We start from the raw sequence: 24017 nt of genomic DNA, 5'->3' as shown, positions 1-24017 counted from the left end.
CACGCTGACCCACAGGGGCCAGGCGGCCTTTTTCCCGAGTCTGGCACTGTCCTTGTTGAGTTGCTGCAGGTTCCGATAGGCTTCGGACTGCGGGGTGGTGCTCGGGTCGGCATGGTGCTCCGGGGGCGGTGCGGTCCGCCCGTTCGCGTTATTCGGGTCGATATGAGGAACGGGTTGTTCGATACGCATCGGAATCATCTCCTTTCCGACTTCGTCGTCGGTTGATGAGACGGATTAAGTAATGGGTGGATGCCGCGTTCCGCAAGGGATAAACGTAGCGCGACATGACTGGTGAAATGAATGAACCAAAAGTGCTGGGCGAGCGAATCGAGTGGTGACCGTTCGTCGTCACCGATCATCTGCATCCATCGATCGTAACGGTCGTGATCACGATGATTCTCGATGGAGGAATAACTCTTTCCTCTAAGGAAATAATAACTCTTTCCCTACAGGAAAGTCAATGGAAAAAAGACCGTCGCCGGAGTGGGATTGCCGCCAAGCTACTAAGTATGGAGTCCGAAGTAATGCGACCGGAGATCAGGCCAAGGAACAGGATTCAGTGAGGCTGTGGAGATGGCGAATGTAAGAGAGACCGTCGGTAGCCGCACTTTTGCCGGAGAGATCCGATACTCTGGGTCCCCTCACCGCTGAGGGGAGCTGTCTGCCAAAGGCAGACTGAGGGGAGTCTTGCAAAGGATTACGCCATGAATCGCGCCGCATGCCCCGCATCTGCTGATGACCTGTTGAATCACCGAATAATAGACCATGATGCCTCCGCATCCCTCCCCTCAGTCGGCTGTCGCCGACAGCTCCCCTCCCAAGGAGGGGAGCCAGAGAAAAAGGAACTTCCGCAACGCGAGTTACCGCTGAGTTGTGGATGATGTGTGCGGCCGCAAGGCGCACCGCAGGAAGGCGTACGGAGGTACGTCGACTGAGGGGCAACGCGGCGGACGCCACTCCGTTACTTCATACAGTGAGTTTTGGATGATGCGTGCGGTATCAAGGCGCGGAACATGAAGGCGTACGACGGTACGTCGAATGTTCCGCAACGCCGATAACGCTCCATCATCCAAAACTCAGTACTTCATGCCCATGGCGGCGCGCACTTCATCCAACGTCTCCTCGGCGATCGCGTTGGCGCGCTTGTTGCCGTCGTGGAGGATGTCGCGGATGGTGTCCATGTCCTTGGCGAGTTCGGCGCGGCGCTCGCGGTGCGGGGCGAGGAACTCGTTGACGGACTCGGTGACGTACTTCTTGAGGGCGCCGGCACCGGAGGCGCCGATCTCCTCGGCGATCTCCTGCGGGTCGCGGCCGGTGACGAGGCCGGCGGTGGTGAGCAGCGCGGAGACCTGCGGACGGTTGACCGGGTCGAAGGTGATGGTGCGCTCGGAGTCGGTGGGGCTCTTCTTGATGAGCTTGGCGGTTTCCTCCGCGGTGGCGCCGAGCATAATGGAGTTGCCGTAGGACTTGCTCATCTTGCGGCCGTCGAGACCGGGGATCTCGGGGGCGTCGGAAAGGATGGCGGACGGCTCGGGGAACACGGGGTTCTTCTTGGCGAAGCGCTCGTTGAAGCGGCGCGCGATGGTGCGGGTGATCTCCACGTGCGGCAGGTTGTCCTTGCCGATCGGCACGACGTTGGCCTTGCAGAAGAGGATGTCGCACGCCTGGTGCACGGGGTAGGTGAGCAGCAGGCCGGTCAGGGCGTGGCCGGAGGCTTCCATCTCGGACTTGACGGTGGGGTTGCGGTGCAGCTCGGCCTCGGTGACGAGGGAGAGGAACGGCAGCATGAGCTGGTTTTCGGCGGGCACCGCGGAGTGCGTGAAGATCATGGTCTTCGTCGGGTCGATGCCGGCGGCCATGTAGTCGAGGACGAGGTTGAGCACGTTGTCCTCGATGTGCTCGGTGGTGTCGCGGTCGGTGATGACCTGGTAGTCGGCGATGATGATGTTGGTGTTCACGCCGCGGTTCTGCATGGCCACGCGCTCCTTGATGGAGCCGAAGTAGTGGCCGAGGTGCAGGCGTCCGGTCGGGCGGTCGCCGGTGAGCATGGTGAACTTGCCGGGGTTGGCCTCGAGCTTGGCGAGCGTGGCGTCAGAGCGTTTTTTCGCGGCGAGGAAGCTCGCGCTCATTTCGTTGCCTGCTGCTGTCAACTGCTGCTCTTCGGCCATTACGCACCAACCCGTTTTTGTTGAAGGTATTGAAAAATAACGCTCTAATCGTAAAAGTCTGAGCCGACATCCCCGGATTAGTGGTACTCTCTTATGTGATGAATTAGGAAACATGTTGCCTCGGGCACAATAGACTGGCGAAGGGGGTCAGATGGGCCGCGGACGTCAGAAGGCTAAGCAGACGCGAATTGCCCGTAAGCTCAAGTACCTCACCACTGATACCGATTACGATGAGCTCGCGAAGGAACTGTCAAGTCAGGATGAGGTGACTCCATCCGCTGCGGATCCGTTTGCGACGATCGAAACCAAACTGCACTCCGACGATCATGAGGATCATTCGGTCGGAGTTGATGGCGAGGAACTGGACGAGTACGCGCAGTGGGCCGCCGAAGCCGCCAAGAAGGCGGAGGAGAAGCCGGCGGTCAAGGCTCCCGTTCGTCGGGGACCGATTCCGATGCCTATGCCTTCCGCATTGAAGAAGACCGTAAAACCTGCCGCTCCGGCCAAGCCGAAGACGGAGGATTCCGAGTCCGATGACTGATCATAACGACTGATCGTCGGATGTCGTGATCAATACCTTACGGGGGTGAACGCCATAGCGGTGTTCACCCCCTATTTTTTGTCTGTCATCGTTATGCCGCGTGATCTACACCAGCGGCAGCAGATCGCTCAGATCGTCGCGCTCGCCTACCGCACTGATGTGTCCGGCGTCCTTCTCTTCATCCCATGTGCTGATGCCGCAGACGAGCCGCAGCCATACGTCGGGTTCGAGTTCGATCACGTCGGGCGGGGTGAGATTGTGCGGATCCGACGCCGGTCCCTTCAGTATCTTGATCGCGCCCCACGGTGCCACGCGCACCTCCACGCCCTCGCCTGGCGCGCGCCGTTCCATGAGATACAGCGAATATCGTACGGCCATGGCCCAGACGCGTCGAGGCAGATCGTCCGTCGCGGACGGGTCGTCCTCCGCCGTCCGCAGCCACTGTTCCAACGCCTGCCGTCCTTCGGGCAGGTCCTTTTTCAATATGGATGCCATACGATCATTGTTCCATATTCGATTTTTTCGAATTTCTGCATGATCGTGCCGGCGTCATACCGGGACGTGCCCGAATCGTATCGAACCGGTTCGCTGTTACGGGTTCTCGCGACTGTGAAACGCTGATGTCGTCGATTTGCGCCAGCGTTTGTTCATCTGAAAAAACTGAGATTTGCACGTTCTAGTGGTACTATCAGGTATTGTTGGTCTTAAACAGATGAATCTGTAATCCAGAATTCATCTGGCAGCTAGGCAGAGTCGCCTTTGCAGACGCATAATGTCTAGCGGGAGATGTTCTCACGAGAAAGAGTGCTTTATGACTGAGCAAACCGCACCGAAGTCCCCGGTGACCACTGAACAGTTCATCGAAGAAATCAAAGAACAGCTGAAGTACAATCAGGGCGTGACCGTGGAACAGGCAACCGACGCCGACATCTACGTCGCCTCGTCGCTGGCCGTGCGCCGCCACCTCATGGATTCTTGGACCACCACGCAGAAGGACACCGTCGAGGGCAACACCAAGGCCGTCGGCTACCTGTCCGCCGAGTTCCTGATGGGCAAGCAGCTGCGCAACGCGCTGCTCAACCTTGGCATGCTTTCCGAGTTCGACGACGCCGTCAAGGCCCTGGGCCACGATCCGCAGCTGGTCGTCGACGCCGAGTACGAGCCCGGTCTGGGCAACGGCGGTCTGGGCCGTCTGGCCGCCTGCTTCATCGACTCCCTCGCCTCGCTGGGCGTGCCGGCCTTCGGTTACGGCATCCAGTACAAGTACGGCATCTTCAAGCAGGAGTTCGACGCCGAGGGCAAGCAGGTGGAGCGCCCCGACTACTGGCTCGCCAACGAGGAGCCGTGGGGCCACATCGACTACAACCGTTCCCAGAAGGTCTCCTTCGGCGGCTCGGTCGTCGAAGAGGACGGCAAGAAGGTGTGGAAGCCGGCTTGGTCCGTGCGCGCCGTCCCGGTTGACTACATGGTTCCGGGCTACGCTTCCGGCCGTGTGAATACGCTGCGTCTGTGGAGCGCCAAGAGCTACGACGAGTTCGATCTGCTCACCTTCAACAAGAGCGAATACCTCGACGCCGTCAAGCCGCAGGTCGAGGCCGAGAACATCTCGAAGATTCTCTACCCGGAGGATTCCACCCCGCAGGGCAAGCGTCTGCGCCTTGAGCAGCAGTACTTCTTCGTGGCGGCCTCCCTGCACGACGCCATCCGCGTGTTCTACCCCGGTCAGGACAAGCCCGATCTGACCACCTTCCCGAACAAGATCACGTTCCAGCTCAACGACACCCACCCGGTGATCGGCATCCCCGAGCTCATGCGCATCCTGATCGACGAGTACGGCTACGACTGGAACACCGCCTGGGACATCACCACCAAGACCTTCAACTACACCTGCCACACGCTGCTTCCGGAAGCCCTGGAGGTGTGGCCCGTCGACCTGATCAGCGAGCTGCTGCCCCGCCACATGCAGATCATCAACGAGATCAACGATCACTTCCTTGAGGAGCTCAAGGGTCTCACCCGCGACAAGGAGCGCATCAACCGCATGCGCATCGTCACCGAGGGCGACTACCCGCAGGTGCGCATGGCCTATCTGGCCACTGCCGGCGGCTCCCACGTCAACGGCGTGGCCGAGCTGCACTCCCAGCTGCTCAAGGACGTTACCCTGCGTGACTTCTCCGACCTGTTCCCGAAGAAGTTCACCAACGTGACCAACGGCGTGACTCCTCGTCGCTTCATCCGCCTCGCCAACCCGCGCCTGAGCGCCCTCATCACCGAAGGCCTCGGCACCGACAAGTGGCTGAGCGACCTCGAGCTGCTGCAGGGCCTCGCCCCGCTGGCCAACGACGACGAGTTCGTCAAGAAGTTCGCCGAAGTCAAGCACGCCAACAAGGTGGCCTTCGCCAACTTCGCCAAGGACCGCTACGGCTTCGACGCCAACCCGGACACCATGTTCAACACCATGGTCAAGCGTCTGCACGAGTACAAGCGCCAGTCTCTGAAGATCCTGGCCCTCATCGCCCGCTATGCCGCCATCAAGAACGGCACCATCAACGCGGACGACGTGCTGCCGCGCACCGTGTTCTTCGGCGCCAAGGCCGCTCCGGGCTACTACATGGCCAAGCTCACCATCCAGCTCATCAACAACGTCGCCCGCGTCGTCAACAACGACCCCGACGTTAAGGGCAAGCTGGCCGTGCACTTCCCTGCCAACTACAACGTGCGCCTCGCCCAGCACCTCATCCCCGCCACCGAGCTCGACGAGCAGATCTCGCAGGCCGGCAAGGAGGCGTCCGGCACCGGCAACATGAAGTTCGCCCTCAACGGCGCCCTCACCGTCGGCACCCTCGACGGTGCGAACGTCGAGATCCGCGAACGCGTCGGCGCCGAGAACTTCTTCCTCTTCGGCATGACCGTCGACGAGGTGGACGCCCTCTACGAGGAAGGCTACAACCCGGCCAAGTACTACGAGGCCGATCCTCGCCTGAAGATGGCCATCGACATGATCTCCAACGGCACCTTCTCTGACGGCGACCGCAACACCTACGCGCCGCTCGTTGCCGACTGGCTGACCAAGGACTACTTCATGACCTTGGCTGACTTCACCTCCTACGCCGACATCCAGTACCAGATCGAAGACCTCTATCGCAACCCGATGGAGTGGAACCGCAAGGCCATCCTCAACGTGGCCAACACCGGCTTCTTCAGCTCCGACCGTTCGATGGAAGATTACCTCGAGCGCATTTGGCACACCGGCCCGCTCGCGTGATAACGGAGTGTCCGCTGCGTTGTGGAGAACTCGACGTACCTTCGTACGCCTTCGTTCTCCACGCCTGGCGGACACACACGTTATCCCGCTCGCTCCTCTGGCCTGACGGCCAGCGGACCGATGTCCCGAACGCGTGCAGTATTCCTGCCTCGCGCTCGATGAATCGCGCTCGGCGTCGCCTACTGGCAGTTCACTGGACTGCCAGCTGACGGCTCCGCACATCTGGCACACCGGCCCGCTCGCTCCGCTCAAGGGGTAATCCTTTGGCTCCCCTCCGGGGGAGGGGAGCTGTCGGCGCAGCCGACTGAGGGGAGGGCTCCGAACCCTAAACCGGTCCAAAACAAAATTGGGTGTATCCGCATCATAACGAGGCCGAAAACGGCTTCCTCATGATGCGGATACACCCAATTTATTATTTTGCAGCTATTTGCGAATGAACGGATCAGTCCGCTCCCGTCAATCACCGGACCAACATAATCCCGGTGTGAAGCGGCGATCCATCCCCCAACCCGGAAAGTCCGACGAAATCAGGCTTCCTCGGCTTCGGCTTCCTCTGCGGGAGCCTCTTCCTCGGCTTCAGCCGCATCCTCGGAAGCGGCCACGGCCTTCTCCTTCTTGGAAGCGCTCAGGTCGACCGGAGACGAGCTGTTCTCCCACGGCTCCTCCCACGGATCGTATTCCGGGTTCTGCTGCTTGTACACGTACAGTGCCGCCAGCCCGGCCAGCAGCGCACCGAACAGAAGCGCGAAGAACTTCCACCCGTTCGACGACTTGTTCTCCATATTGGCTCCTTTCACAGGGAATTACAGCCTGCCCTTTCAGACCGTTTCCACCCATTCTAAGCCGACGATGTGCCCAAGCTGTGAGCATCCACGCCGAAGGATTCCCCATGCCATACAGTGGGGTTCATGAGTCAACGTTTTCGTCTGTTCCCGAACTCCCCCACGTCGCATGATCTGTTCGACCACGACAACATCCGTCGTCAGTGGCGCATCGGCGGCCCTGTCATCACGTCCGCGATCATCCTGATCTGCGTGATCATGTGGGCAGTGGAGATCATCACCCGATTCATCGCGCCGAATCTGCTGGGCACCATTCTCGGCTACGGCATGTTCACATCCGCGCTCGCCGCCCACATGCCATGGACGTTCATCACGTCGATGTTCCTGCATGAGCCGGGCATCTTCCACATCCTGTTCAACATGCTGACCCTGTGGGCCATCGGCCCCGTATTGGAACGCCTGCTCGGCCACTGGCGATTCCTTGGCTTCTATCTGCTGTCCGGACTGGGCGGCGACATGGCGCTCCTGCTGTGGGCGCGACTATTGCCGGGAGGCTCCGGCTGGACGATGTCCACGTACGGCGCATCCGGCGCGCTGTTCGGCCTGTTCGCCGCCATCTTCGTGGCGTACAAGCGCATGGGACTGGATATGACGTCGATGATCGTGTGGCTGGCGATCAACTTCATGATGCCGTTCATCGCACCCGGCATCGCATGGCAGGCGCATGTGGGCGGATTCGTGATCGGTGGACTGTACGCATGGCTGATGATCGCCGGACTGCCGGCGATGCGTTCGAAGAACCTCACCGTCAGGGCGTGGACGTACGGCGTCGTACTGTTCGCGATCGTCGTTGGCGTGAGCGTCTGGTGCCTCATCCCCACGTTGGGATGAGCCGACGGTCCGCCACCCGGTCCACCAGAAAGATCCAAGAAAGCGAAGAGTCCTCTCCGACAATTGATGATCGGAGAGGACTCTTTCGTATGACGTGTATGACGTTTCTATATGACGATGGCGATCGAAATGATCATGGCCGACATCGATCGTATGCCGTAAACATACGGCAGATGGTACTCGGACGTATCAGCGCCACCACATGGTCATCAGGAATCCGACAAGCATGATGCCGAATCCAATGGCAAGATTCCAGGCGCCGATGTTCGGAATCGGGTAATCATACGTCATGTAGTACACGACGACCCACACCAGACCAATCACCAGCAGCGCGCAGAACAGCGGAACGAACCAAGCAGGATTCGACTTGGTGCCCTTGATGGACTCCTCCACACGCTTTGTGTTCTCCTGCTGACGGGCGAACATCTTGCGCATCTGCGGCGTCATCGCAGCCTCATCGGCGCTCTTGTTGAGCACGGCCTCCACCTTGTCCATGGAGATGCCGAAATCCTCACCGTTGTCGGAATCCTTGTCAGCGTCCTCCACGTCCTTGACGTCGGTAGCGGCGGTGGTGTCGGCGACGGTGTCCGCCTTGGTCTCGTCGAGCTTCTGCTCGTCCTGTTCAGCCATGAGAGATTACTCCTTTAACGTAAGCTACTAGTCATAGTAGTGGCTAGAGTGGAAACAGTTGACAAGTCGGATTCCATAATAGGACGAACGATAAGGCGGACGATGGGTCATGGGCAAGCACGGGGGTAGGCATGTGGCGCGCAAGTCACTGGCCGGCGCGCTGTCGGTCATCATCGTCTTCGCGCTCGCCGGATACCTGTTCGTCACGAACGTGCGCATCAACCGTTCCGTCACCGTCACGTCCGACACCACCCAGCTGCTCAACGAACGATCTCGCAAGGTCACCGAACTCGAAGGCGAAGTCAACACGCTCAGCGACAAGATCGACGCATTGAAGACCCTCACCGGCAACGATACGTCCGCGCAGAACGCCGAAGACACCGGATCCGGCACCAAACTCAAAGCCGTGGAGGGACCGGGCATTACCGTCACGCTCGACGATTCCCCATTATGGGAAAGCAAGGTGGGCGATTCCGGATCATCCGCCGACATCAACGACTACGTGGTGCACCAACAGGACATCGAAGGCGTGGTGAACGCGCTCTGGGCCGGCGGCGCGGAATCCATGATGATCGAAGACCAGCGCGTGACCTACAACTCCGCCGTACGATGCGTCGGCAACGTACTGCTGCTACAGGGCAAACGATACGCGCCGCCGTTCAAGATATCGGCCATCGGCCCGGTCAACGACATGATCCAGGCACTCAACAACTCCCCCACCGTGCAGGTATACAAGGAATACGTGGACTCGATCGGCCTCGGATGGAAGGTCGAACGATCCGACAACCTCAAGTTCGACGCCGCCAACGCGGTGCCGCAGACACTCAAATACGCCAAGGCAAAGGAAAGCTAACATGGCACAAACCATGGCCCAACCGACCACACGCGCCCGCCGCAACCCCGGTGGGGGCCGGGGATCCGCCGCGTCCGCATTCCTCGGCATTCTCGGAGAAATCCTGCTCACTCTCGCCGCCGTGCTCGCCCTGTACATCGCATGGCAGCTGTGGTGGACCGGCGTGGAATCCGAACAGGCGCAAAGCTCCCAACGCGACAGCGTCTCCTGGGTGGACCCGCAGAAGAACGGTGACGGGTACACCATCGCCAAAGCCCAGCAGGGCGACCCGCCAGTCCAGCCGCAGGCCGCGGTCACCGGAGACCTGATCGCCCAGCTCTACGTCCCCCGATTCGGCCAGTCCTGGCAGCGTAACGTGGTCGAAGGCACCGACGCATACCAGCTCTCCCGCCACGGCCTCGGCCACTACTCCGAAACGCAGATGCCCGGCCAACTCGGCAACGTGGCCATCGCAGGCCACCGATCCGGCTACGGCGAACCCCTCGCCCACGTCGACGAACTCCAGCCCGGCGACAAGATCATCCTGCGCACACAGGACTACTGGTACGTGTACACGTACACCGACTACAAGATCGTCACCCCCGAATCCACCGAGGTCGTGGCCGCAGTCCCCGGCCAGCCCGGTGCCACCCCCACCGACCGCTACATCACACTCACCACATGCGAGCCGCGCTACACCGAAGCCACCCATCGTTGGATCTCCTACGGCAAATTCGACTACTGGGCCAAGGTCTCCGACGGCATTCCCCAGGAGCTCGCCGACTCCGCCACGTCCGGTGGCGTACAGTTCGAACGCGGCCAGTCCTCCACGCTCGCCAAGGTGTCCGGTTCCATGGAGAACGTGGTGGTCGCGCTCGCCATCGCCTACATCGTCGTGTATCTGGCCGCTCTCATCGCATGGCGCTACCCCGTGCTGAGGCAGATCAAGTATGGCGTGCGCAACAGGCCTGCGGTGAGCTTCTACGGCTGGTTCTATCGGCACCAGCCGGGCCCCATGCTCATCCGGTGGGCACTCATGCTCATCCTGGCCCTGGCCATCGCCGCGGCACTGTTCGAATGGGCGTTCCCGTGGGCGGCGTCCAATATTCCGTACCTGAAGGTCACGTCTAACTTCGTTGCCGTAGAGTAGACGCAGCGAAGTGATGGCCGTGGCCTGTCCCACGGCATATGAGTCAACGATCACATGAGATCAGAGGAGCAGCCATGACGGATACGACAACCGATTCCGCAAGGATCCTGGTCATCGACAACTACGATTCGTTCGTCTACACCATCGTCGGATACGTGGAGACGCTGGGCGCCACGGTGACGGTGGTGCGCAACGACGCGATCGATCCGTCCACGCCTGACCTGCTCGACGACTACGATGGCGTGCTCATCTCCCCCGGCCCGGGCGCCCCGTCCGAGTCCGGCGTGAGCGAGGACATGATCCGACTGTGCGCCAAGGAACGCAAGCCCATGTTCGGCGTGTGCCTGGGTATGCAGGCGCTCGCCGAGGTATACGGCTGCACGGTGGGTCATGCGCCTACGATCATGCATGGCAAGACCAGCCAGATCGAGCATCTGGACGACGAGATCTTCGCCGGCATCCCGAACCCGATGACCGCCACGCGCTATCATTCGCTGGCCGTGGAGCCGGACAGCGTTCCCGATACGCTGCAGGTGACCGCATGGACGCAGGGCGACCATATCGTGCAGGGTCTGCGTCATAAGGAACTGCCGTTGTACGCCGTGCAGTTCCACCCCGAGTCCGTGATGACCGAGGGCGGCTATCGTCTGCTCGCCAACTGGCTTGCCGTGTGCGGCCAGACCAGCGCCGTCGAGAAGTCCAAGGGTCTCAAGCCCAAGGTCGCCGTCGACGCCGAGTAGGCGAATAGGACGGTCTGAGACCGGGTGATCGGCTGATGCTGTGGGCTGACGCCGTGGAATCGGCCTGCGGCCGATGCTGCGTTTGTGCTCCCGCTATACGCGGGAACACCCCCACCTCATCCGTCAGCCTTCGGCTGCCACCTTCCCCTCAAGGGGAAGGCAACAGATCCCTATTGGGCCATATAGCGCAATGCCGCCTTCCCCTTGAGGGGAAGGCGTCCGGCGCAGCCGGACGGATGAGGTGACTGTTCCGAAGGAACAGAACAAGGCATCGGCCGAAGGCCGATTCTGTGTTCTCCCTCGCACTCGACCCCCTGTTTCCCCATCTCGTCCATTCCCCATCCATCCCCGTCACCCCCACCAACGCAAAAGGCCGGTGGAGAGCCCTTCGTAGGGCGTCTCCACCGGCCTTTCTCGTCTGTCAGTCATGTCGGTCACGACAACCGCCGTGACCGACTACCGAATGATCACTGCACCGTGATGGTGTACGATCCGTCGGAGTTCTGGGTCACGCCGGTCACCGTGGCATCGTCGTTGCCGGGGCCGCTGATGGTGTACTTGACCTTCTTGCCGCTCATGATCGACTTCATCTCGGACTGCGTCTTGCCCATCACGCCGAACGGGTCGCTGCTTGACGATCCGCTGCTGCCGGTCGACGAGTTGTCCGTGCTGTCGCTGGAGTTGTCGCTGCTTGACGATCCGCTGGTGTTCAGCGTCACCGAGCTGCCGGCGTCCACCTTGCTGTTCGCGGTCGGGCTCTGGCTGGTCACCGTGTCGCTGTCCTTGCCGCTGGAGCTCACCGTGAGGCCGAGCGCCTGCAGCGCCTGACGGGCGGAGGAGAGCGTCTGGCCGGTCACGTCGGGCACGGTCACCTGATCGGATCCCTTGGACACGTACAGCGTCACCGTGCTGCCCTGCTCCACCTTGGAGCCCTCGTCCGGGTTGGTGCTCACCACGTTGCCTTCGTCCACATCGCTGGACGCGACCTCCTTGGTGGTGGCGCTCAGACCGGCCTGCTTGAGCTTGGCCGTGGCGTCATCGGCGGAGATGCCGGAGAGACCGTCGGGAACGGTGGTCATGCCGGAGGAGATGTAGATGATAATCGACGTGCCCTTGGCCTTTTGCGTGCCGCTGGCCGGGTCGGTGCGCGTCACGTGGTCCTTGGCCACGGTGGCGCTCTCCTCGACGGAGGCGCTGCCGCTCACCGTGAAGCCGGCGTCCTCGAGCGTCTTCTTGGCCTTCTCCTGGGTCATGCCGGACACGTCGGGCACTTCACCCTGCTTGGGGCCGGTGGAGAACCACACGGTCACCGTGCTGCCTTTGGCGGCCTTGGATCCGCCGTCGGGGCTCTGCTTGGTGAACATGCCCTTCTCCTTGGCGGAGTCGTTGTCGTCGGCGGTCTTGCAGGTCAGGCCGGCGTCCTGGATGCGCTGGCATGCCAGTTCGCTCGACATCTGCTCGGTGATCGTCGGCACGGTCACCTGATCGGCCGAACGGCCGGACATGAAGTACCATGCGCCCAGACCGGCCGCGATCACGGCGAGAATGGCCAAGATCGACGCGATGACGACCTTCTTCTTTTTCTTGGCCTTGGCGGCCTCTGCACGGGCGGCTCCACGGCCGCCGGCCGCGCCTCCCATGCCGTTGTTCGGGCCGAGAGCGCCGGTGCCGGTCTCGATCGGGTTGAACGCCATGGTGCCGCCGTTCGTGCCGGCGGTTCCGTTCGTGCCGGGGCCCATCACCATGGTCTCGCCGGCCTCCTGCTGCTTACGGGCCTTCATGTTGGCAAGATCGGTGAGCGGGTTGAACGCGGCGGCCACGGGGGTGCCGCCGTTCATCAGGGCCAGCACGTCGTTGCGGAACTCGGTGGCCGTGGTGTAGCGGTTCTGGCGGTCCTTGGCCATGGCCTTGGCGCAGATCGAATCCCACATCTTCGGCAGGCCGGGCACGATCGCGCTCGGCGGCGTGGCCACCTCGGACACGTGCTGGTAGGCGATCGCCACGGCGGAGTCGCCGGTGAACGGCGGACGTCCGGTGAGCATCTCGTAGAGCACGCAGCCGGCCGAATACAGGTCGGAGCGCATGTCCACGTTCTCGCCGCGCGCCTGCTCCGGGGAGAGGTACTGCGCGGTGCCCACCACGCCCTGAGACTGGGTCATTGTGGCGGACGAGTCGTCGAGCGCACGGGCGATGCCGAAGTCCATCACCTTCACCACGCCCTGATCGCTGATCATGATGTTGCCGGGCTTGATGTCGCGGTGGATGATGCCCATGCGGTGCGAATACTCGAGCGCGCCGAGCACGCCGAGCATGATCTGTTCGGAGTCGCGCTGGCTCAGGGCGCCGTTGGCCTTGAGGATGTCGCGCAGTGTCTGTCCCTGCACGTACTCCATCACCAGATACGGCACGCTGACGTCACGTCCGGCGTCGTCCTTGAGGTTCTCCTCGCCGGAATCGTAGATCGAGACGATGTTGGGATTGTTCAGCTGCGCGACCGAATGCGCCTCACGCCGGAAACGCGCGATGAAGATCGGATCGCTGGCCAGATCAGCCCGCATGATCTTGATGGCTACGGTGCGGCCCAGACGGGTGTCGGTACCAACGTGGACCTCCGCCATGCCGCCATGCCCGACGAGATTGCCAACGGTGTACCGTCCGCCGGCTAATGATGCGGGGATGTACATACTCATCGTGGCTCTTCCTTCCCTGTGTTCTCGTTAATGCTCAAGTCTGTGTTTGCTATGCCGTTCGCGATGCCCGACGGTGCGTCCGTGGTGGGTGTTCCCGTGGTATCGGTCGTATCCGTCATTCCGGTGGCACCCGTGATTGGCGTGCCGGTGTAGGGAGTCGGCGCGGGGGGTACCACGGTGGTCGAAGTCGGTATCGTACTCTGCCGTGGTTTCGCCGCGGGAACGAATCCCGGCAGCGGCGTCGAATCCAATGGCGGGATATCGGGGATGTCCGGTGTGGGATTCAGCGACGGCCAGTCCTCATACGGATCGTATTCCCCGGCCGTCGTTGTCGACTCGATTGTCGTCGATGTCGCCTTCGTCGTCTTGACCGACGACTGCGTGATCGGCGCCGGTGCGGGCACTGCCGGTGCGGCAGGTACCGGCGCTACGCCTTCCGCTGCAGGAAGCGGTACCGCCGTAGCGGAAGGCGCCGGCGAAGCCGTTACATTCGGCACGCTCGGCACTGCCGGTGCAGCAGGTGCTGGCACCGGTACGTTCGGTACCGCGGTCGCGGTCGGCTTCGGCGTCTGCTTGGCCACCCAATCGGCCGCCGAGAACAGCTGGATCGGCTGATGTGGCGCGCTCATGACCCTGCGGGTAAGATGTCCGGTTTCGGTAAGCGCTTCGGACGCCTCCTGATCCAGCAGACGGCGTTCGATCTTCGCGAGCGTACGTGACACGACGAGTGCGTTCGCCGGACGATCCGCCGGATCCTTGGCCAGCATGCTCATCACGAACTCGCGCAGCTGCCAGTCGATGGTGTCAGGCAGCGGAGGTACGGGATCGTTCACGTGTGCGGCGGCGATGTCCACGGGCGTGGCGCCGGTGAACGGACGATGGCCGCATAGACCTTCGTACGCCACTACGCCGAGCGAGTAAATGTCAGACTGCGGCGTGGCCTGCTCACCCTGCGCCTGCTCCGGGGAGATGTACTGCGCGGTGCCCACCACCATGCCGTCCTGCGTGATCTGGGCCTGATTCGTGGAGTAGGAGACGCCGAAGTCGGTGATCTTCACCTCTCCGGTCTCCGATACCATGATGTTCGCCGGCTTCACGTCGCGATGGATCACGCCGTGCGAGTGTGCCACGTACAGACCGCGTGCGGTCTGGATCAGGATCGGCAGCAGTTCGTCGGTGCTCAACGGCCCTCGTGCCTTGTAGATTTCGGCGAGCGACTTGTTCGGCACGTATTCCATGATCAGGAAGCCGATGTTGTCATGCTCGTAGTATTCGAACAGGGCCGCGATATTCGGATGCGCCAGATTCGCCGAATTGTGTGCCTCGGCACGCAGACGCTTGAGCTTCGCCTCCTCGTTGTCCATGTCGGCGCGGAGGGCCTTGATGGCCACGGGCCGTTCGAGCTCGATGTCGTAGCCCTTCCATACTTCGCCCATGCCGCCTTGCGCGAGACGCTGGTCCAGGCGGTAGCGGCGGTGGATCAGCTGTCCTTCGATAAGTCTCATTGCTTCAGGGCCTCCTGCATGATCTGTTGCATAATCGGTCCGGCCGCCTGTGCTCCGTAGGTGCTCACGTTGTGCACCACCACGGCCACGGCGATTTCGGGGTTGTCGGCGGGCGCGAATCCGGTGATCCACGCATCATTGGAATCGTTGTTGCCGATCTGCGCGGTGCCGGTCTTGGCCGCCACCTTGGCATTGGCGAGCTGCAGCTGCGGATCCTCCTTGGTGATCACGGACTGCATCATGGCGTTGAGCTTGCCTGCGGTGTCGCTGGAGAATGCGCGCGAGAACTCCGAGGGGGAGCTCTCACTGATCACGGTCAGATCGCTGGAACGCACACGGTCCACGAGCGTGGGCTGCATCATCACTCCATCGTTGGCCACGGCCGAGGCGATCATGGCGTTGAGCAGTGGCGTCGCAAGTACGTCACCTTGGCCGATCGATGCCAGTGCAAGCTTGTCGTCGGTGGGAGAATCGGGGAACTTCGAGGCCACGGCCTTCATCGGCGTGCCCGTGGAGCTGTTGCCGTCCACGGTGATGGAGCTGCCGTATCCCATTTTCTTCGCCTGCTCGCTCACCTTGTCCTTGCCGAGCTTCACGCCCAGCTGCGCGAACGCGGTGTTCGACGAATACGCCAGTGCGTCCTCGAGCGTGATTTGTCCGTTGGAGCCGTTGGCCGCGCTGGTGGTGTTCGTCAGGCTCGTCACGGTGCCTGGCAGCGTGTAGGAGTCGCCGGCGGGAATCTGCGTGTCGGTGTTGTAGTCGCCCTCCTCGAGCGCTGCCGCCGCCACGACCAGCTTGAACGTGGATCCCGGCGGGAACAGTTCGCTGGTGGTGCGGTTGAGCATCGGGTTGTTGGCGTCGCCGACCAGCGCGGCGTAAGCCGAGTTGACTTCGCTGGTGTTGTGGCTGGCGAGCGTGTTCGGGTCGTAGCTCGGCGTGCTCACCATGGCCAGAATGCGTCCGGTCTTGGGCTCCATGGCCACGATCGCGCCCTGCTTGTCGCCGAGCAGCTGGTAGGCCAGCGTCTGCAGCTTCGGATCGATCGAGGTTTCGATCGTGGCGCCCAGGTTCTCTTCGCCGGTGAACAGCGACTTGACCCTGCTGAGCCACAGGGAGCTGCTCTCTCCGCTGAGCAGCGAATTGCGGCTGGCCTCGATGCCGCGGTCGGCGCGCTGGTTCACGGAGAAGTATCCGGTCACGGGTGCATAGAGCTGACCGCTGCTGTAGGTGCGCTGGTAGGAGAACGCATCATCCGATTTTTCGGATTTGGCGATCACCGTGCCGTCGCTGGCCAGAATCGATCCTCGCGGAGCACCGTACTCGTGGTAGAGCGCTCGGGTGTTTCGGGTGTCGGCGTTCAGTTCGTTGGCACGAACGGTCATAATGAGCGACGTCGACAGTCCCAGAATGGCGAACAGTACGATGACCGCGTTGAACAGATGACGCAACGAAGTGTTCACTGGGCCCTCCTTTCCGCGGAGGCGGTGCCTGCGGTATGCCGCGGCGCCGTGGACGACTGGACTCCCCTATTCAGTCCCGGCACGGCCGTCGCCTCGGGCAGCGTATCGCCATCGTGGGCACGTTGTGCGATGATCTCGGTCTCCTCATTGGCAAGTTCCTGCACGGCCTGTGCCGTGTGCCGCGCGTGACGAGGCATTTCGCCCGTCGGCGGTACGGGGACGGCGACTTCGTTGGCCTGCGCTGCCGGGGAGAATACGGGTGCGGGCACCGCCATCGTTGCGGATTCGTCGTTTTCCTCGGACCTGTTCTCGGCTTCGGTCTCGGACTGCGCGGTACGGGCCTGCGCAGCCTTCTTCTCCTTCTCGCGCAGCGCCATCAGTGCCTCGTACTGGAAGGCCTCGTCGTCGGTGTCGCTTACCGGCTTGTTCGCCGCGTTCGAGATGACCAGCAGCAATGAAGCGAGGACGAAGTTGGCGATCAGGCTGGAACCGCCGGCCGCCAGATACGGCAGGGTCAGGCCGGTCAGCGGGATCACGCCGGTGACGCCACCCACGACGGTGAACACCTGGAACGCCATGGTGAACACCAGTCCGGATGCCAGCAGCTTGCCGAATCCGTCGGTCACCTTCATGGCGATGATCATGCCGGTGCCGATGATGATCAGATACAGGGCGAGCACGGCGAACAAGCCGGCAATGCCGAGCTCCTCGCCGAGCGAAGCGTAGATGAAGTCGGAGTTCGCGTATGGGGTGACGGTCGGATGCCCCTGTCCCAGACCGGTGCCGGTCATACCGCCGGTGGCGAGGCCGAAGCGGCCCTGCACCAGCTGGAAGGAACCACCGATGGCGTTGTAGACCTTGTTGTCGTAGGGGTGCAGCCACGCGTTCACACGATTGCCCACGTGCGAGAACAGCGACGCTGCGGCCACCGCGCCCACGGCGAATCCGACGAAGCCGAGCATGATCCAGCTCTTCTGGCCGGTTGCCACGTACAGCATCGATACGAACATGGCGAAGAACATCAGCGACGTGCCGAGATCGTGCTGCAGTACGAGCACGCCCATGCACACCACCCATACCACGAGGATCGGTCCCAGATCCTGCAGTCGGGGCAGACGAATGCCCAGCACCTTCTTGCCGCCCACGGCCAACTGATCGCGATGGTCGAACAGGTACGAGGCAAAGAAGAACGCGAGGAACAGCTTGGCGAATTCAGCGGGCTGCAGCGAGTGTCCGCCGATCGACAGCCAGACGCGCGCGCCGTTGATTTCGGTGCCGATGAACGGCAGCATAGGCGACAGCAGCAGCACCAGTCCAACCACCATGCTGAGGTACGAGAACTTGCGCAATACGCGGTAGTCACGCAGGAACGTCACCAGAATCGAGCACAATACCAGCGCCACGCACAGCCACGTCAGCTGGTTGAGGGCGACCGTGCTGTGCCCTTTGCCGAACGCGTCGTTCTGATTATCAATACGGGCGATCATGATGACGCCGATGCCGCTAAGCAGCAGCACACACGGCAGAATCGTCTGGTCGGCGTGCGGCTGACGAATCATCAGCACGATCCAGAACACGACGAACAGGGCGCCTGTAATACCCAACCGCGTCACATATGCCTGCGGAATCTCATTCTGCACGCGCATGAACATCTGGAAGACGCCCAGCACCACGATCGCTCCGGACAGAATCAGCAGTGAGGCCTGTTCGATTCGACGTGCGATCATTGCTGGGTCTCCGTATTCGATGCGCTGGGTGACGGCGTTTGCGTGGACGAAGTGGAATCGCTCGGTTGGGCGGACTGTCCCGCCTGCTGATCCGACTGATCGGTCTGTTCTTCGCCACCGAACTGATCCTTGGCTCCGGTTTTCTCCTGATTTTGCAGATCCTGCGCCTGCTGACGAATCGTCTGCGCGTGCTTTTCCGCTTCATCGTACGATCCGACTGTAATGCCACGGCTCAGCTGCTCGCGCCAGTTTGAAGGCAGCGACGACACTGTGATGTCGGTGCGCTTGACCTCATGCGACAGCGAGAATCCGAACAGATCGGTAGGCACTCCCTGATAGATCGCTACTGAGCCTTCCGCCTCGCCGAGATAGTACTGTGTCTGCGACCACCGAAAGGCTGCGATGCCGGCGCCTCCCAGCACCAGCAGCACTGCGACGACGGCGCCGGCGACGGTCATGCGGAACCGCGAACGGCGCTTACGCTCCTGCTGCGCCTGTTCCCGCTGCTGCGTCTTGATGGCGCGCGCCACTTCGGGATCATGCGGATCGGCGGTGGCGCTGCCGTCACGTTTCTGCACCACAGGGATCTCCCCCGTGTTCGGCATGGCCACGTCCGTGGTTTCCGGGCGCTGGCTCGACGGCTGCGCCACACGTGGGGTGGCCGCATCCTCGGGCTGCTCTTCCTTCGGCTTCTGCTCTTGCATGAGCGCGGCCGCACGTTGTGCCGGACTTCCCTGGTCCGCCTTGAGCGCCGGGGCCGTGGCTACGGATTCGTCGATGATGTCGGCGATGCTTTCCAGACTGCTGCTCACCGCACCACCCACCAGAGGCACCGGCGAGTTCGATTCGGTGGCCGCCTCGTCGAGCGGTACGGTGGCGTCCGCGATCACCGCGGTTACGTTATCGGTGCTTCCGGCCTTCAATGCCATGGCTACCAGACGCTGCGCGCATTCTTCGGGATCGGTCAGTTCGCCCAGCATCTCCTCGAGCGTGGAATCCTCCAGAACACCGCACAGACCATCGGAGCACAGCAGCCAGCGGTCTCCGGCCTTGGCCTTACGAATGGAGATGTCGGGGCGCGGGTCGATGTCGAAGTCGCCGAGCACGCGCATCACCACGTTGCGCTGCGGATGGTTCTTCGCCTCCGCCTCGGTGATCCTTCCCGTATCGATCAGATGCTGCACATAGCTGTGATCCTTGGTGGCGCGGATCAGATGACCGTCGCGCAGCAGGTACGCGCGTGAGTCTCCGATATGTGCAAGCACCCAGTGGTTGCTCACCAGACTCAGCGCCACCACGGTCGTGCCCATGCCGGACAGACGGCGTTCATGCTTAGCCTTGCCCACGATCGCGTCGTGCGCCGCCAGCACGGAGGTCTCCATGATCTTCGACACGGTCTCGATGTCGCTCGACGATTCCTCGTGCTCGATGTGCGCCAGCGAACGGATGGCGATGGTCGACGCGGTGTCGCCACCGGCATGGCCGCCCATGCCGTCGCAGATCGCCGCGAAATGACGTCCGGCAAACGACGAATCCTGATTGTTGCTGCGCACGTAGCCCACGTCGGACACCGTCGTGGAATACAGAGTGAGTGCCGGCGCCGCGTTTGTCGCGGACGTCGTCGTCTCTGACTGCTGGTCCTGCTGCGCGGACTGTGAAGAAGACTGATTGGTGGCCATGCGTTACCTCAGCTCGAAAGTGGTCGCACCGATGCGCACGGGCACACGTGCCGGCAGAACCGCGGCCTCGATGAGCTTCTTGCCGCCCACCACAGTGCCATTAGTGCTGCCCAGATCCTCGATGGCCCATCCGCCGCTACCGGGATCACGGAAGATGCGTGCGTGATGGGAGGACACGAATTCGTCGTCGAGCACGACCGAATTGCCCGCTGCGCGTCCCAGTGTGATCTGTCCATTGCCTAACGGCATGGTGGTGCCGGCCAGCGGGCCGTCGATGATCACCAGCACGGTGGGCTGTTCAACCGCCGGCCTTGCCGGCTTCACCGGCGCCGGAGTAGGCGTGGGTGCGGGCGCCTGAGCGGCCTGCTGGGCTGCCTGCGTGCGCTTGCGATGTTTCTTGGACGGCTTGGGACTGTACGATGCCACGTCACGGTGCAAAGAGCGTACGGCGAGCCATACGAATACCCAAAGCAGTATCAGGAATCCGTATTTAAGAACAGTGAAAGTAAGTTCGGTCATGGTCGGCTCGCGTTCGTACGTCGGAAGAAACGGTGGACTAGTCCTGCGGGGTGGAGGAAGCCCAGAACAGAATGCGCGTACGGCCGATAGTGATGGTGTTGCCGTCGAGCAGCGTGGCCGCGGGAACCTGATGCCCCTCCACATAGGTTCCGTTGGTGGAGCGCAGATCGCGTGCGATTACACCGTTGTCGGTGATGTCGATCTCGAGATGGCTGCGCGAGATGCCGGGGTCGTCGATCACAATGTCGCAGTTCGAACCGCGACCGATCACGGTCTTGGGTGCGGTAAGAAGGTACTGGCGTCCGTTGATCTCCAGAACCGGGCAGTCCTTCGTCTCGCTCGGCGTGGTCACGGGAGCGGCATTGCCCTGCACGGATTCGCTGGACAGCTTGAATTCGGCGCGGCTCAGATCAAGGTCCTCCTCGAAGATCACCACGACCGGTCCCACAAAGGCGTAATGCTGGCTTTCTGCGTACTTGGTGAGATTGTCGGCAAGCTCGTTGGCCAGGGTTTCGGAGCCCCACTGTTCGATTCGATCGAAATCGGGGGTGGACAGTCGGAACCGGTATTCGTTGGGGGCCACGGTGCGATCCCGTCCCATGGGCATGGCCTGCGCGTCGATCTCACGTTCAAGGGCGCTGGAAAGGTCCACCGGCTGGAGGTCCTTGGAAGCGAATTTGCTGAACACGCCGTTTACGGCACCTTCGACACTTTTCTCAAAACGGTCGAGAACGCTCATGAATATCCCTTTCTCGCAATGGCTCCATCGTACGCAGCTGTCTTTACCAAGGCATGGGTATCCCAAGCTATCATTGCAAAGTCTTCATTACGCTTTCTTTCTTCCACCAATCGTAATCCCGACTGGGAATTTTCCTCGGATATGCCTATGAAATCCCCTGCCGCAAGGGAAAATCCCCCACTTGCCGCAGCTCCTTCCCGCCGCCTTTTGTCTATCCTCGTGCCACGTCCTCGCACTGTGTCCCCAACGCGCGTCGCAGTGCCTCATGCTTAAGCGCGATCGTCGCGTTCGACGAGATGATGCCCGCGCCCAGCAGCTCGTCCCAGCTCACCCACGCGCTTTCCACATGCTCGTCCTTGTCGAAATGCCGCTCCCCCATGTGCCAGCGATGCAGATGCAGCACCATGATGTTCGCCAGTTCGTCGGTCATACCTTCGGACGAATAACACTGTGCCACGTCGTCGATCACGATGTCCCCGTCGCGTTCGGTCCCGTCCTCTCCCGGCCGCACACCGGTCTCCTCACGCAGTTCGCGCAACGCCGCCGCATGCGGCTCCTCGTTGCCGTCGATCAATCCGGCGGGCACGCCGAATGCGTACTTGTTCGGGCCGACCCGGTACTCGCGTTCGAGCAGATACCGATCCGTGGCGCAGTCGTGCACCAGCATCACCACGCACGGCGCGTGCCGCATCACCTGACGACGGATGCGCGTCGACGACCCATCGTGTCGGGTGAGTCGTATCGTCTGATCCTCCACGTGGAATATCGCACCCGTATAGACGGTCTCGCTTGATTCCACCACTGGCGCCGTCTCCATATCGATGTCGTCGCTGGCCTCCAGCCGATCGATCACGCTGTCACTCATCTGGTATCCCACTTTCTCTCTGTATATATAGGTATGCCCTATACGATATCGAGCGTCATTTCTTTCGCAGGGCTGTCGGGATGATCAGTCCGCGCACTCCGCGATGGTCTTTTTCACCAGTTCGGGCAGCGCCACGGCGATGTCGTCATGAATCAGTCGGGTGGCGATACTGTCATACTGTGTCCGTCCCATGTTCATGATCGTCAGCGGCACGCCGGCCTGCACGGCGATGGGGGCCAGCGACGCTGCCGGGAACACCTCTAGCGTCGAGCCGATCACCCAGAATTCGTCGGCCTCCTGCACGCGCTTGATCGATTTCTCCATGGCGCCGTCGGGCAGCGCCTCTCCGAAATACACGACGTCGGTCTTGATCATGCCGTTGCAGGGCATGTTCCCCTTATATGGCAGCCTGCGATGACAACGCGGATCCGGTTCCTCGTCCAGCCGGTCCATGATGTCGGCGGTGTCGTATTTGGCGTGGCAGCGCATGCAGTGCGACGTGCCGATGGTGCCGTGCAGGTTCACGATCACGTCGGATGAGTTGCCGGCCTTCTCGTGCAGCGCATCGAAGTTCTGCGTTGCCAGCAGCGTCAGCAGGCCGGCCTTCTCCAGATCGACCAGGGCCTTGTGCGCGGTGCCGGGCTGCGCTCCCCATACCGGCGACTCCTTCTGCCAGCGCCAGGAGTATTCGCGATCCTCCTTGCTGGTCATGAAGGCGTCGATGTCGTAGACGTTCATCTGCTCGGGGTGCTTGGTCCATACGCCGTCCGGCCCGCGGAAATCAGGGATACCTGCGCTGGTGGAGATGCCCGCGCCCGTTAGTACTGCAATCTTCTTTGTGCTCATACCTCCTTCTTACACCCTATATATGTGCGACCTATATATGTGCTCGTTTCTTTGCGCTTTTCCCTGTGGCTCCCCTCCGTGGGAGGGGAGCTGTCCGCCGTATGGCGGGCTGAGGGGAGGGATTGTGTCGCGGGAGGGTTCCGGTTTTTGGATTGCGCGGAATCCCATCTACGGTCCGGTGGATTCGTGGTGCCGATGGTGTTTGCGTGTTCGTTCTGATGGTGTCTGCGCCCATGGCCGACCGTGACGTCGGTGGTGGGGCTTGGTTTGGTGTGTTTGCGACACGCCGGTGGATGCTTGTGTTTTCAATGGTTTTGGGGTTGTGGTGTTGGTTGGGTTTGCGTTATCGGGTGTGGGCGTGTAAGTTATTCACTCGTTGCCCGGCACGGCGGTGCTTCTCCTTCGGGGTTGTGCTTCTTGCCTGTGTGGTGGTGGTTTGAGAACTCAAGAGCGTGTTTTGTACTACTAAGTTTTGATTGCCAGTCCGGCCATGGCTCCCGTTTGTGGAGTGCTTTGATAAGCTTGATTGTGGTCGGGTTTTTGGAAGGATTGTGCGAGCATTGGCCGGGGTTTCCTGGTTGGTGTTTTGTCTGTCTTTTTCTTTTCTTTTTTTCGAGTCATGTTTTTTGGCTCTTCATGAAGGTTTTTTTGTGGAGGGTTTGATTCTGGCTCAGGACGAACGCTGGCGGCGTGCTTAACACATGCAAGTCGAACGGGATCCTGTCAGCTTGCTGGCGGGTGAGAGTGGCGAACGGGTGAGTAATGCGTGACCAACCTGCCCCGTACTCCGGAATAGCTCCTGGAAACGGGTGGTAATGCCGGATGCTCCGCGCCTCTGCATGGGGGTGTGGGAAAGGGTTTTACTGGTATGGGATGGGGTCGCGTCCTATCAGCTTGTCGGTGGGGTAATGGCCCACCGAGGCTTCGACGGGTAGCCGGCCTGAGAGGGCGACCGGCCACATTGGGACTGAGATACGGCCCAGACTCC

At 61.6% G+C, this 24017-nt stretch carries 19 protein-coding genes, 1 rRNA gene and 1 pseudogene; 7 read left to right on the top strand and 14 right to left on the bottom strand.

The window, feature by feature from the left end:
* Window positions 1–189: hypothetical protein (locus Tam10B_RS13620; RefSeq protein ID WP_233133697.1), on the bottom strand; the 189-nt coding region annotated here is incomplete at its 3' end.
* 887 nt (window positions 190–1076) lie between these two features.
* The gene (gene trpS, locus Tam10B_RS10420) at window positions 1077–2168 is read right to left on the bottom strand and encodes a tryptophan--tRNA ligase (RefSeq protein WP_093961180.1); all 1092 of its coding nucleotides are present in this window, start codon (window positions 2166–2168) and stop codon (window positions 1077–1079) included.
* Window positions 2169–2319: 151 nt separating this feature from the next.
* On the opposite strand from trpS, the gene Tam10B_RS10415 reads away from it, so the two are divergent.
* Complete coding sequence (locus Tam10B_RS10415; protein WP_093961179.1) at window positions 2320–2709, top strand: DUF3073 domain-containing protein; 390 nt, start codon at window positions 2320–2322, stop codon at window positions 2707–2709.
* A 105-nt stretch (window positions 2710–2814) separates the two neighbouring features.
* On the opposite strand, the gene Tam10B_RS10410 is transcribed toward Tam10B_RS10415, so the two are convergent.
* Entirely contained in the window at window positions 2815–3204 is a 390-nt protein-coding gene (locus tag Tam10B_RS10410; protein ID WP_093961178.1) for a sterol carrier family protein, read from the bottom strand.
* 316 nt (window positions 3205–3520) lie between these two features.
* Between Tam10B_RS10410 and Tam10B_RS10405 the strand changes: the two genes are divergently transcribed.
* Entirely contained in the window at window positions 3521–5974 is a 2454-nt protein-coding gene (locus Tam10B_RS10405; protein ID WP_093961177.1) for a glycogen/starch/alpha-glucan phosphorylase, read from the top strand.
* A 527-nt stretch (window positions 5975–6501) separates the two neighbouring features.
* On the opposite strand, the gene Tam10B_RS10400 is transcribed toward Tam10B_RS10405, so the two are convergent.
* A complete protein-coding gene (locus tag Tam10B_RS10400; protein WP_093961176.1) occupies window positions 6502–6756 on the bottom strand; it encodes a hypothetical protein in 255 nt (84 codons plus the stop codon).
* A gap of 126 nt (window positions 6757–6882) precedes the next feature.
* On the opposite strand from Tam10B_RS10400, the gene Tam10B_RS10395 reads away from it, so the two are divergent.
* Window positions 6883–7647, top strand: coding sequence for a rhomboid family intramembrane serine protease (locus Tam10B_RS10395; protein ID WP_093961175.1), 765 nt, complete (start codon window positions 6883–6885; stop codon window positions 7645–7647).
* Between the two features lie 189 nt (window positions 7648–7836).
* Here Tam10B_RS10395 and crgA read toward each other — a convergent pair whose 3' ends face one another.
* Window positions 7837–8277 (bottom strand): cell division protein CrgA, encoded by a 441-nt coding sequence (crgA, locus tag Tam10B_RS10390; protein ID WP_093961174.1) that lies wholly within the window; start codon window positions 8275–8277, stop codon window positions 7837–7839.
* 109 nt (window positions 8278–8386) lie between these two features.
* On the opposite strand from crgA, the gene Tam10B_RS10385 reads away from it, so the two are divergent.
* From Tam10B_RS10385 to Tam10B_RS10375, 3 genes are all read left to right on the top strand, one after another.
* Window positions 8387–9130 (top strand): DUF881 domain-containing protein, encoded by a 744-nt coding sequence (locus Tam10B_RS10385; protein WP_093961173.1) that lies wholly within the window; start codon window positions 8387–8389, stop codon window positions 9128–9130.
* 1 nt (window position 9131) lies between these two features.
* The gene (locus Tam10B_RS10380; RefSeq protein WP_233133696.1) at window positions 9132–10259 is read left to right on the top strand and encodes a class E sortase; all 1128 of its coding nucleotides are present in this window, start codon (window positions 9132–9134) and stop codon (window positions 10257–10259) included.
* Window positions 10260–10333: 74 nt separating this feature from the next.
* Complete coding sequence (locus Tam10B_RS10375) at window positions 10334–10999, top strand: anthranilate synthase component II (protein WP_093961172.1); 666 nt, start codon at window positions 10334–10336, stop codon at window positions 10997–10999.
* Window positions 11000–11466: 467 nt separating this feature from the next.
* Here the strand turns inward: Tam10B_RS10375 and pknB are convergent, their stop codons facing one another.
* From pknB to Tam10B_RS10330, 9 genes and pseudogenes are all read right to left on the bottom strand, one after another.
* Entirely contained in the window at window positions 11467–13689 is a 2223-nt protein-coding gene (gene pknB / locus Tam10B_RS10370; protein ID WP_093961171.1) for a Stk1 family PASTA domain-containing Ser/Thr kinase, read from the bottom strand.
* Window positions 13690–14306: 617 nt separating this feature from the next.
* A pseudogene (locus Tam10B_RS10365) lies at window positions 14307–15194 on the bottom strand (serine/threonine-protein kinase); the annotation flags it as partial.
* Complete coding sequence (locus tag Tam10B_RS10360) at window positions 15191–16654, bottom strand: peptidoglycan D,D-transpeptidase FtsI family protein (RefSeq protein ID WP_093961170.1); 1464 nt, start codon at window positions 16652–16654, stop codon at window positions 15191–15193. The gene Tam10B_RS10360 and the pseudogene Tam10B_RS10365, both read right to left, overlap by 4 nt.
* A complete protein-coding gene (locus tag Tam10B_RS10355; protein WP_093961169.1) occupies window positions 16651–18381 on the bottom strand; it encodes an FtsW/RodA/SpoVE family cell cycle protein in 1731 nt (576 codons plus the stop codon). Before Tam10B_RS10355 ends, Tam10B_RS10360 begins: the two co-directional genes overlap by 4 nt.
* Entirely contained in the window at window positions 18378–20060 is a 1683-nt protein-coding gene (locus Tam10B_RS10350; RefSeq protein WP_093961168.1) for a protein phosphatase 2C domain-containing protein, read from the bottom strand. Before Tam10B_RS10350 ends, Tam10B_RS10355 begins: the two co-directional genes overlap by 4 nt.
* 3 nt (window positions 20061–20063) lie before the next feature.
* Entirely contained in the window at window positions 20064–20579 is a 516-nt protein-coding gene (locus Tam10B_RS10345; RefSeq protein WP_093961167.1) for an FHA domain-containing protein FhaB/FipA, read from the bottom strand.
* A 37-nt stretch (window positions 20580–20616) separates the two neighbouring features.
* Window positions 20617–21318, bottom strand: a complete 702-nt coding sequence (locus tag Tam10B_RS10340; RefSeq protein ID WP_093961166.1) for an FhaA domain-containing protein — start codon at window positions 21316–21318, stop codon at window positions 20617–20619.
* 211 nt (window positions 21319–21529) lie between these two features.
* Window positions 21530–22183: an NUDIX hydrolase gene (locus Tam10B_RS10335; protein ID WP_093961165.1), complete on the bottom strand. Its 654-nt coding sequence runs from the start codon at window positions 22181–22183 to the stop codon at window positions 21530–21532.
* Window positions 22184–22267: 84 nt separating this feature from the next.
* On the bottom strand, window positions 22268–23029 hold the full coding sequence (locus Tam10B_RS10330) for a Sir2 family NAD-dependent protein deacetylase (protein WP_093961164.1): 762 nt from the start codon (window positions 23027–23029) through the stop codon (window positions 22268–22270).
* A 647-nt stretch (window positions 23030–23676) separates the two neighbouring features.
* Between Tam10B_RS10330 and Tam10B_RS10325 the strand changes: the two genes are divergently transcribed.
* A 16S ribosomal RNA gene (locus tag Tam10B_RS10325) occupies window positions 23677–24017 on the top strand; the annotation flags it as partial.

Source organism: Bifidobacterium vansinderenii (genome assembly GCF_002234915.1).
GTDB classification, from domain to species: Bacteria; Actinomycetota; Actinomycetes; order Actinomycetales; family Bifidobacteriaceae; genus Galliscardovia; species Galliscardovia vansinderenii.
Note: the sequence above shows the minus strand (reverse complement) of the source record. Positions and strands in the feature narration are given on the sequence as shown.

Excerpts from the sequence above, each read along its gene's own strand:
- Tam10B_RS10380 (WP_233133696.1), top strand. The coding sequence starts at position 9,132 with ATGGCACAAACCATGGCCCAACCGACCACACGCGCCCGCCGCAACCCC.
- Tam10B_RS10350 (WP_093961168.1), bottom strand. The coding sequence starts at position 20,060 with ATGGCCACCAATCAGTCTTCTTCACAGTCCGCGCAGCAGGACCAGCAG.
- Tam10B_RS10410 (WP_093961178.1), bottom strand. The coding sequence starts at position 3,204 with ATGGCATCCATATTGAAAAAGGACCTGCCCGAAGGACGGCAGGCGTTG.
- Tam10B_RS10345 (WP_093961167.1), bottom strand. The coding sequence starts at position 20,579 with ATGACCGAACTTACTTTCACTGTTCTTAAATACGGATTCCTGATACTG.
- Tam10B_RS10355 (WP_093961169.1), bottom strand. The coding sequence starts at position 18,381 with ATGATCGCACGTCGAATCGAACAGGCCTCACTGCTGATTCTGTCCGGA.
- Tam10B_RS10330 (WP_093961164.1), bottom strand. The coding sequence starts at position 23,029 with ATGAGCACAAAGAAGATTGCAGTACTAACGGGCGCGGGCATCTCCACC.
- Tam10B_RS10395 (WP_093961175.1), top strand. The coding sequence starts at position 6,883 with ATGAGTCAACGTTTTCGTCTGTTCCCGAACTCCCCCACGTCGCATGAT.
- Tam10B_RS10405 (WP_093961177.1), top strand. The coding sequence starts at position 3,521 with ATGACTGAGCAAACCGCACCGAAGTCCCCGGTGACCACTGAACAGTTC.
- Tam10B_RS10375 (WP_093961172.1), top strand. The coding sequence starts at position 10,334 with ATGACGGATACGACAACCGATTCCGCAAGGATCCTGGTCATCGACAAC.
- Tam10B_RS10340 (WP_093961166.1), bottom strand. The coding sequence starts at position 21,318 with ATGAGCGTTCTCGACCGTTTTGAGAAAAGTGTCGAAGGTGCCGTAAAC.
- Tam10B_RS10400 (WP_093961176.1), bottom strand. The coding sequence starts at position 6,756 with ATGGAGAACAAGTCGTCGAACGGGTGGAAGTTCTTCGCGCTTCTGTTC.
- trpS (WP_093961180.1), bottom strand. The coding sequence starts at position 2,168 with ATGGCCGAAGAGCAGCAGTTGACAGCAGCAGGCAACGAAATGAGCGCG.
- Tam10B_RS10415 (WP_093961179.1), top strand. The coding sequence starts at position 2,320 with ATGGGCCGCGGACGTCAGAAGGCTAAGCAGACGCGAATTGCCCGTAAG.
- crgA (WP_093961174.1), bottom strand. The coding sequence starts at position 8,277 with ATGGCTGAACAGGACGAGCAGAAGCTCGACGAGACCAAGGCGGACACC.
- Tam10B_RS10335 (WP_093961165.1), bottom strand. The coding sequence starts at position 22,183 with ATGAGTGACAGCGTGATCGATCGGCTGGAGGCCAGCGACGACATCGAT.
- Tam10B_RS10385 (WP_093961173.1), top strand. The coding sequence starts at position 8,387 with ATGGGCAAGCACGGGGGTAGGCATGTGGCGCGCAAGTCACTGGCCGGC.
- pknB (WP_093961171.1), bottom strand. The coding sequence starts at position 13,689 with ATGAGTATGTACATCCCCGCATCATTAGCCGGCGGACGGTACACCGTT.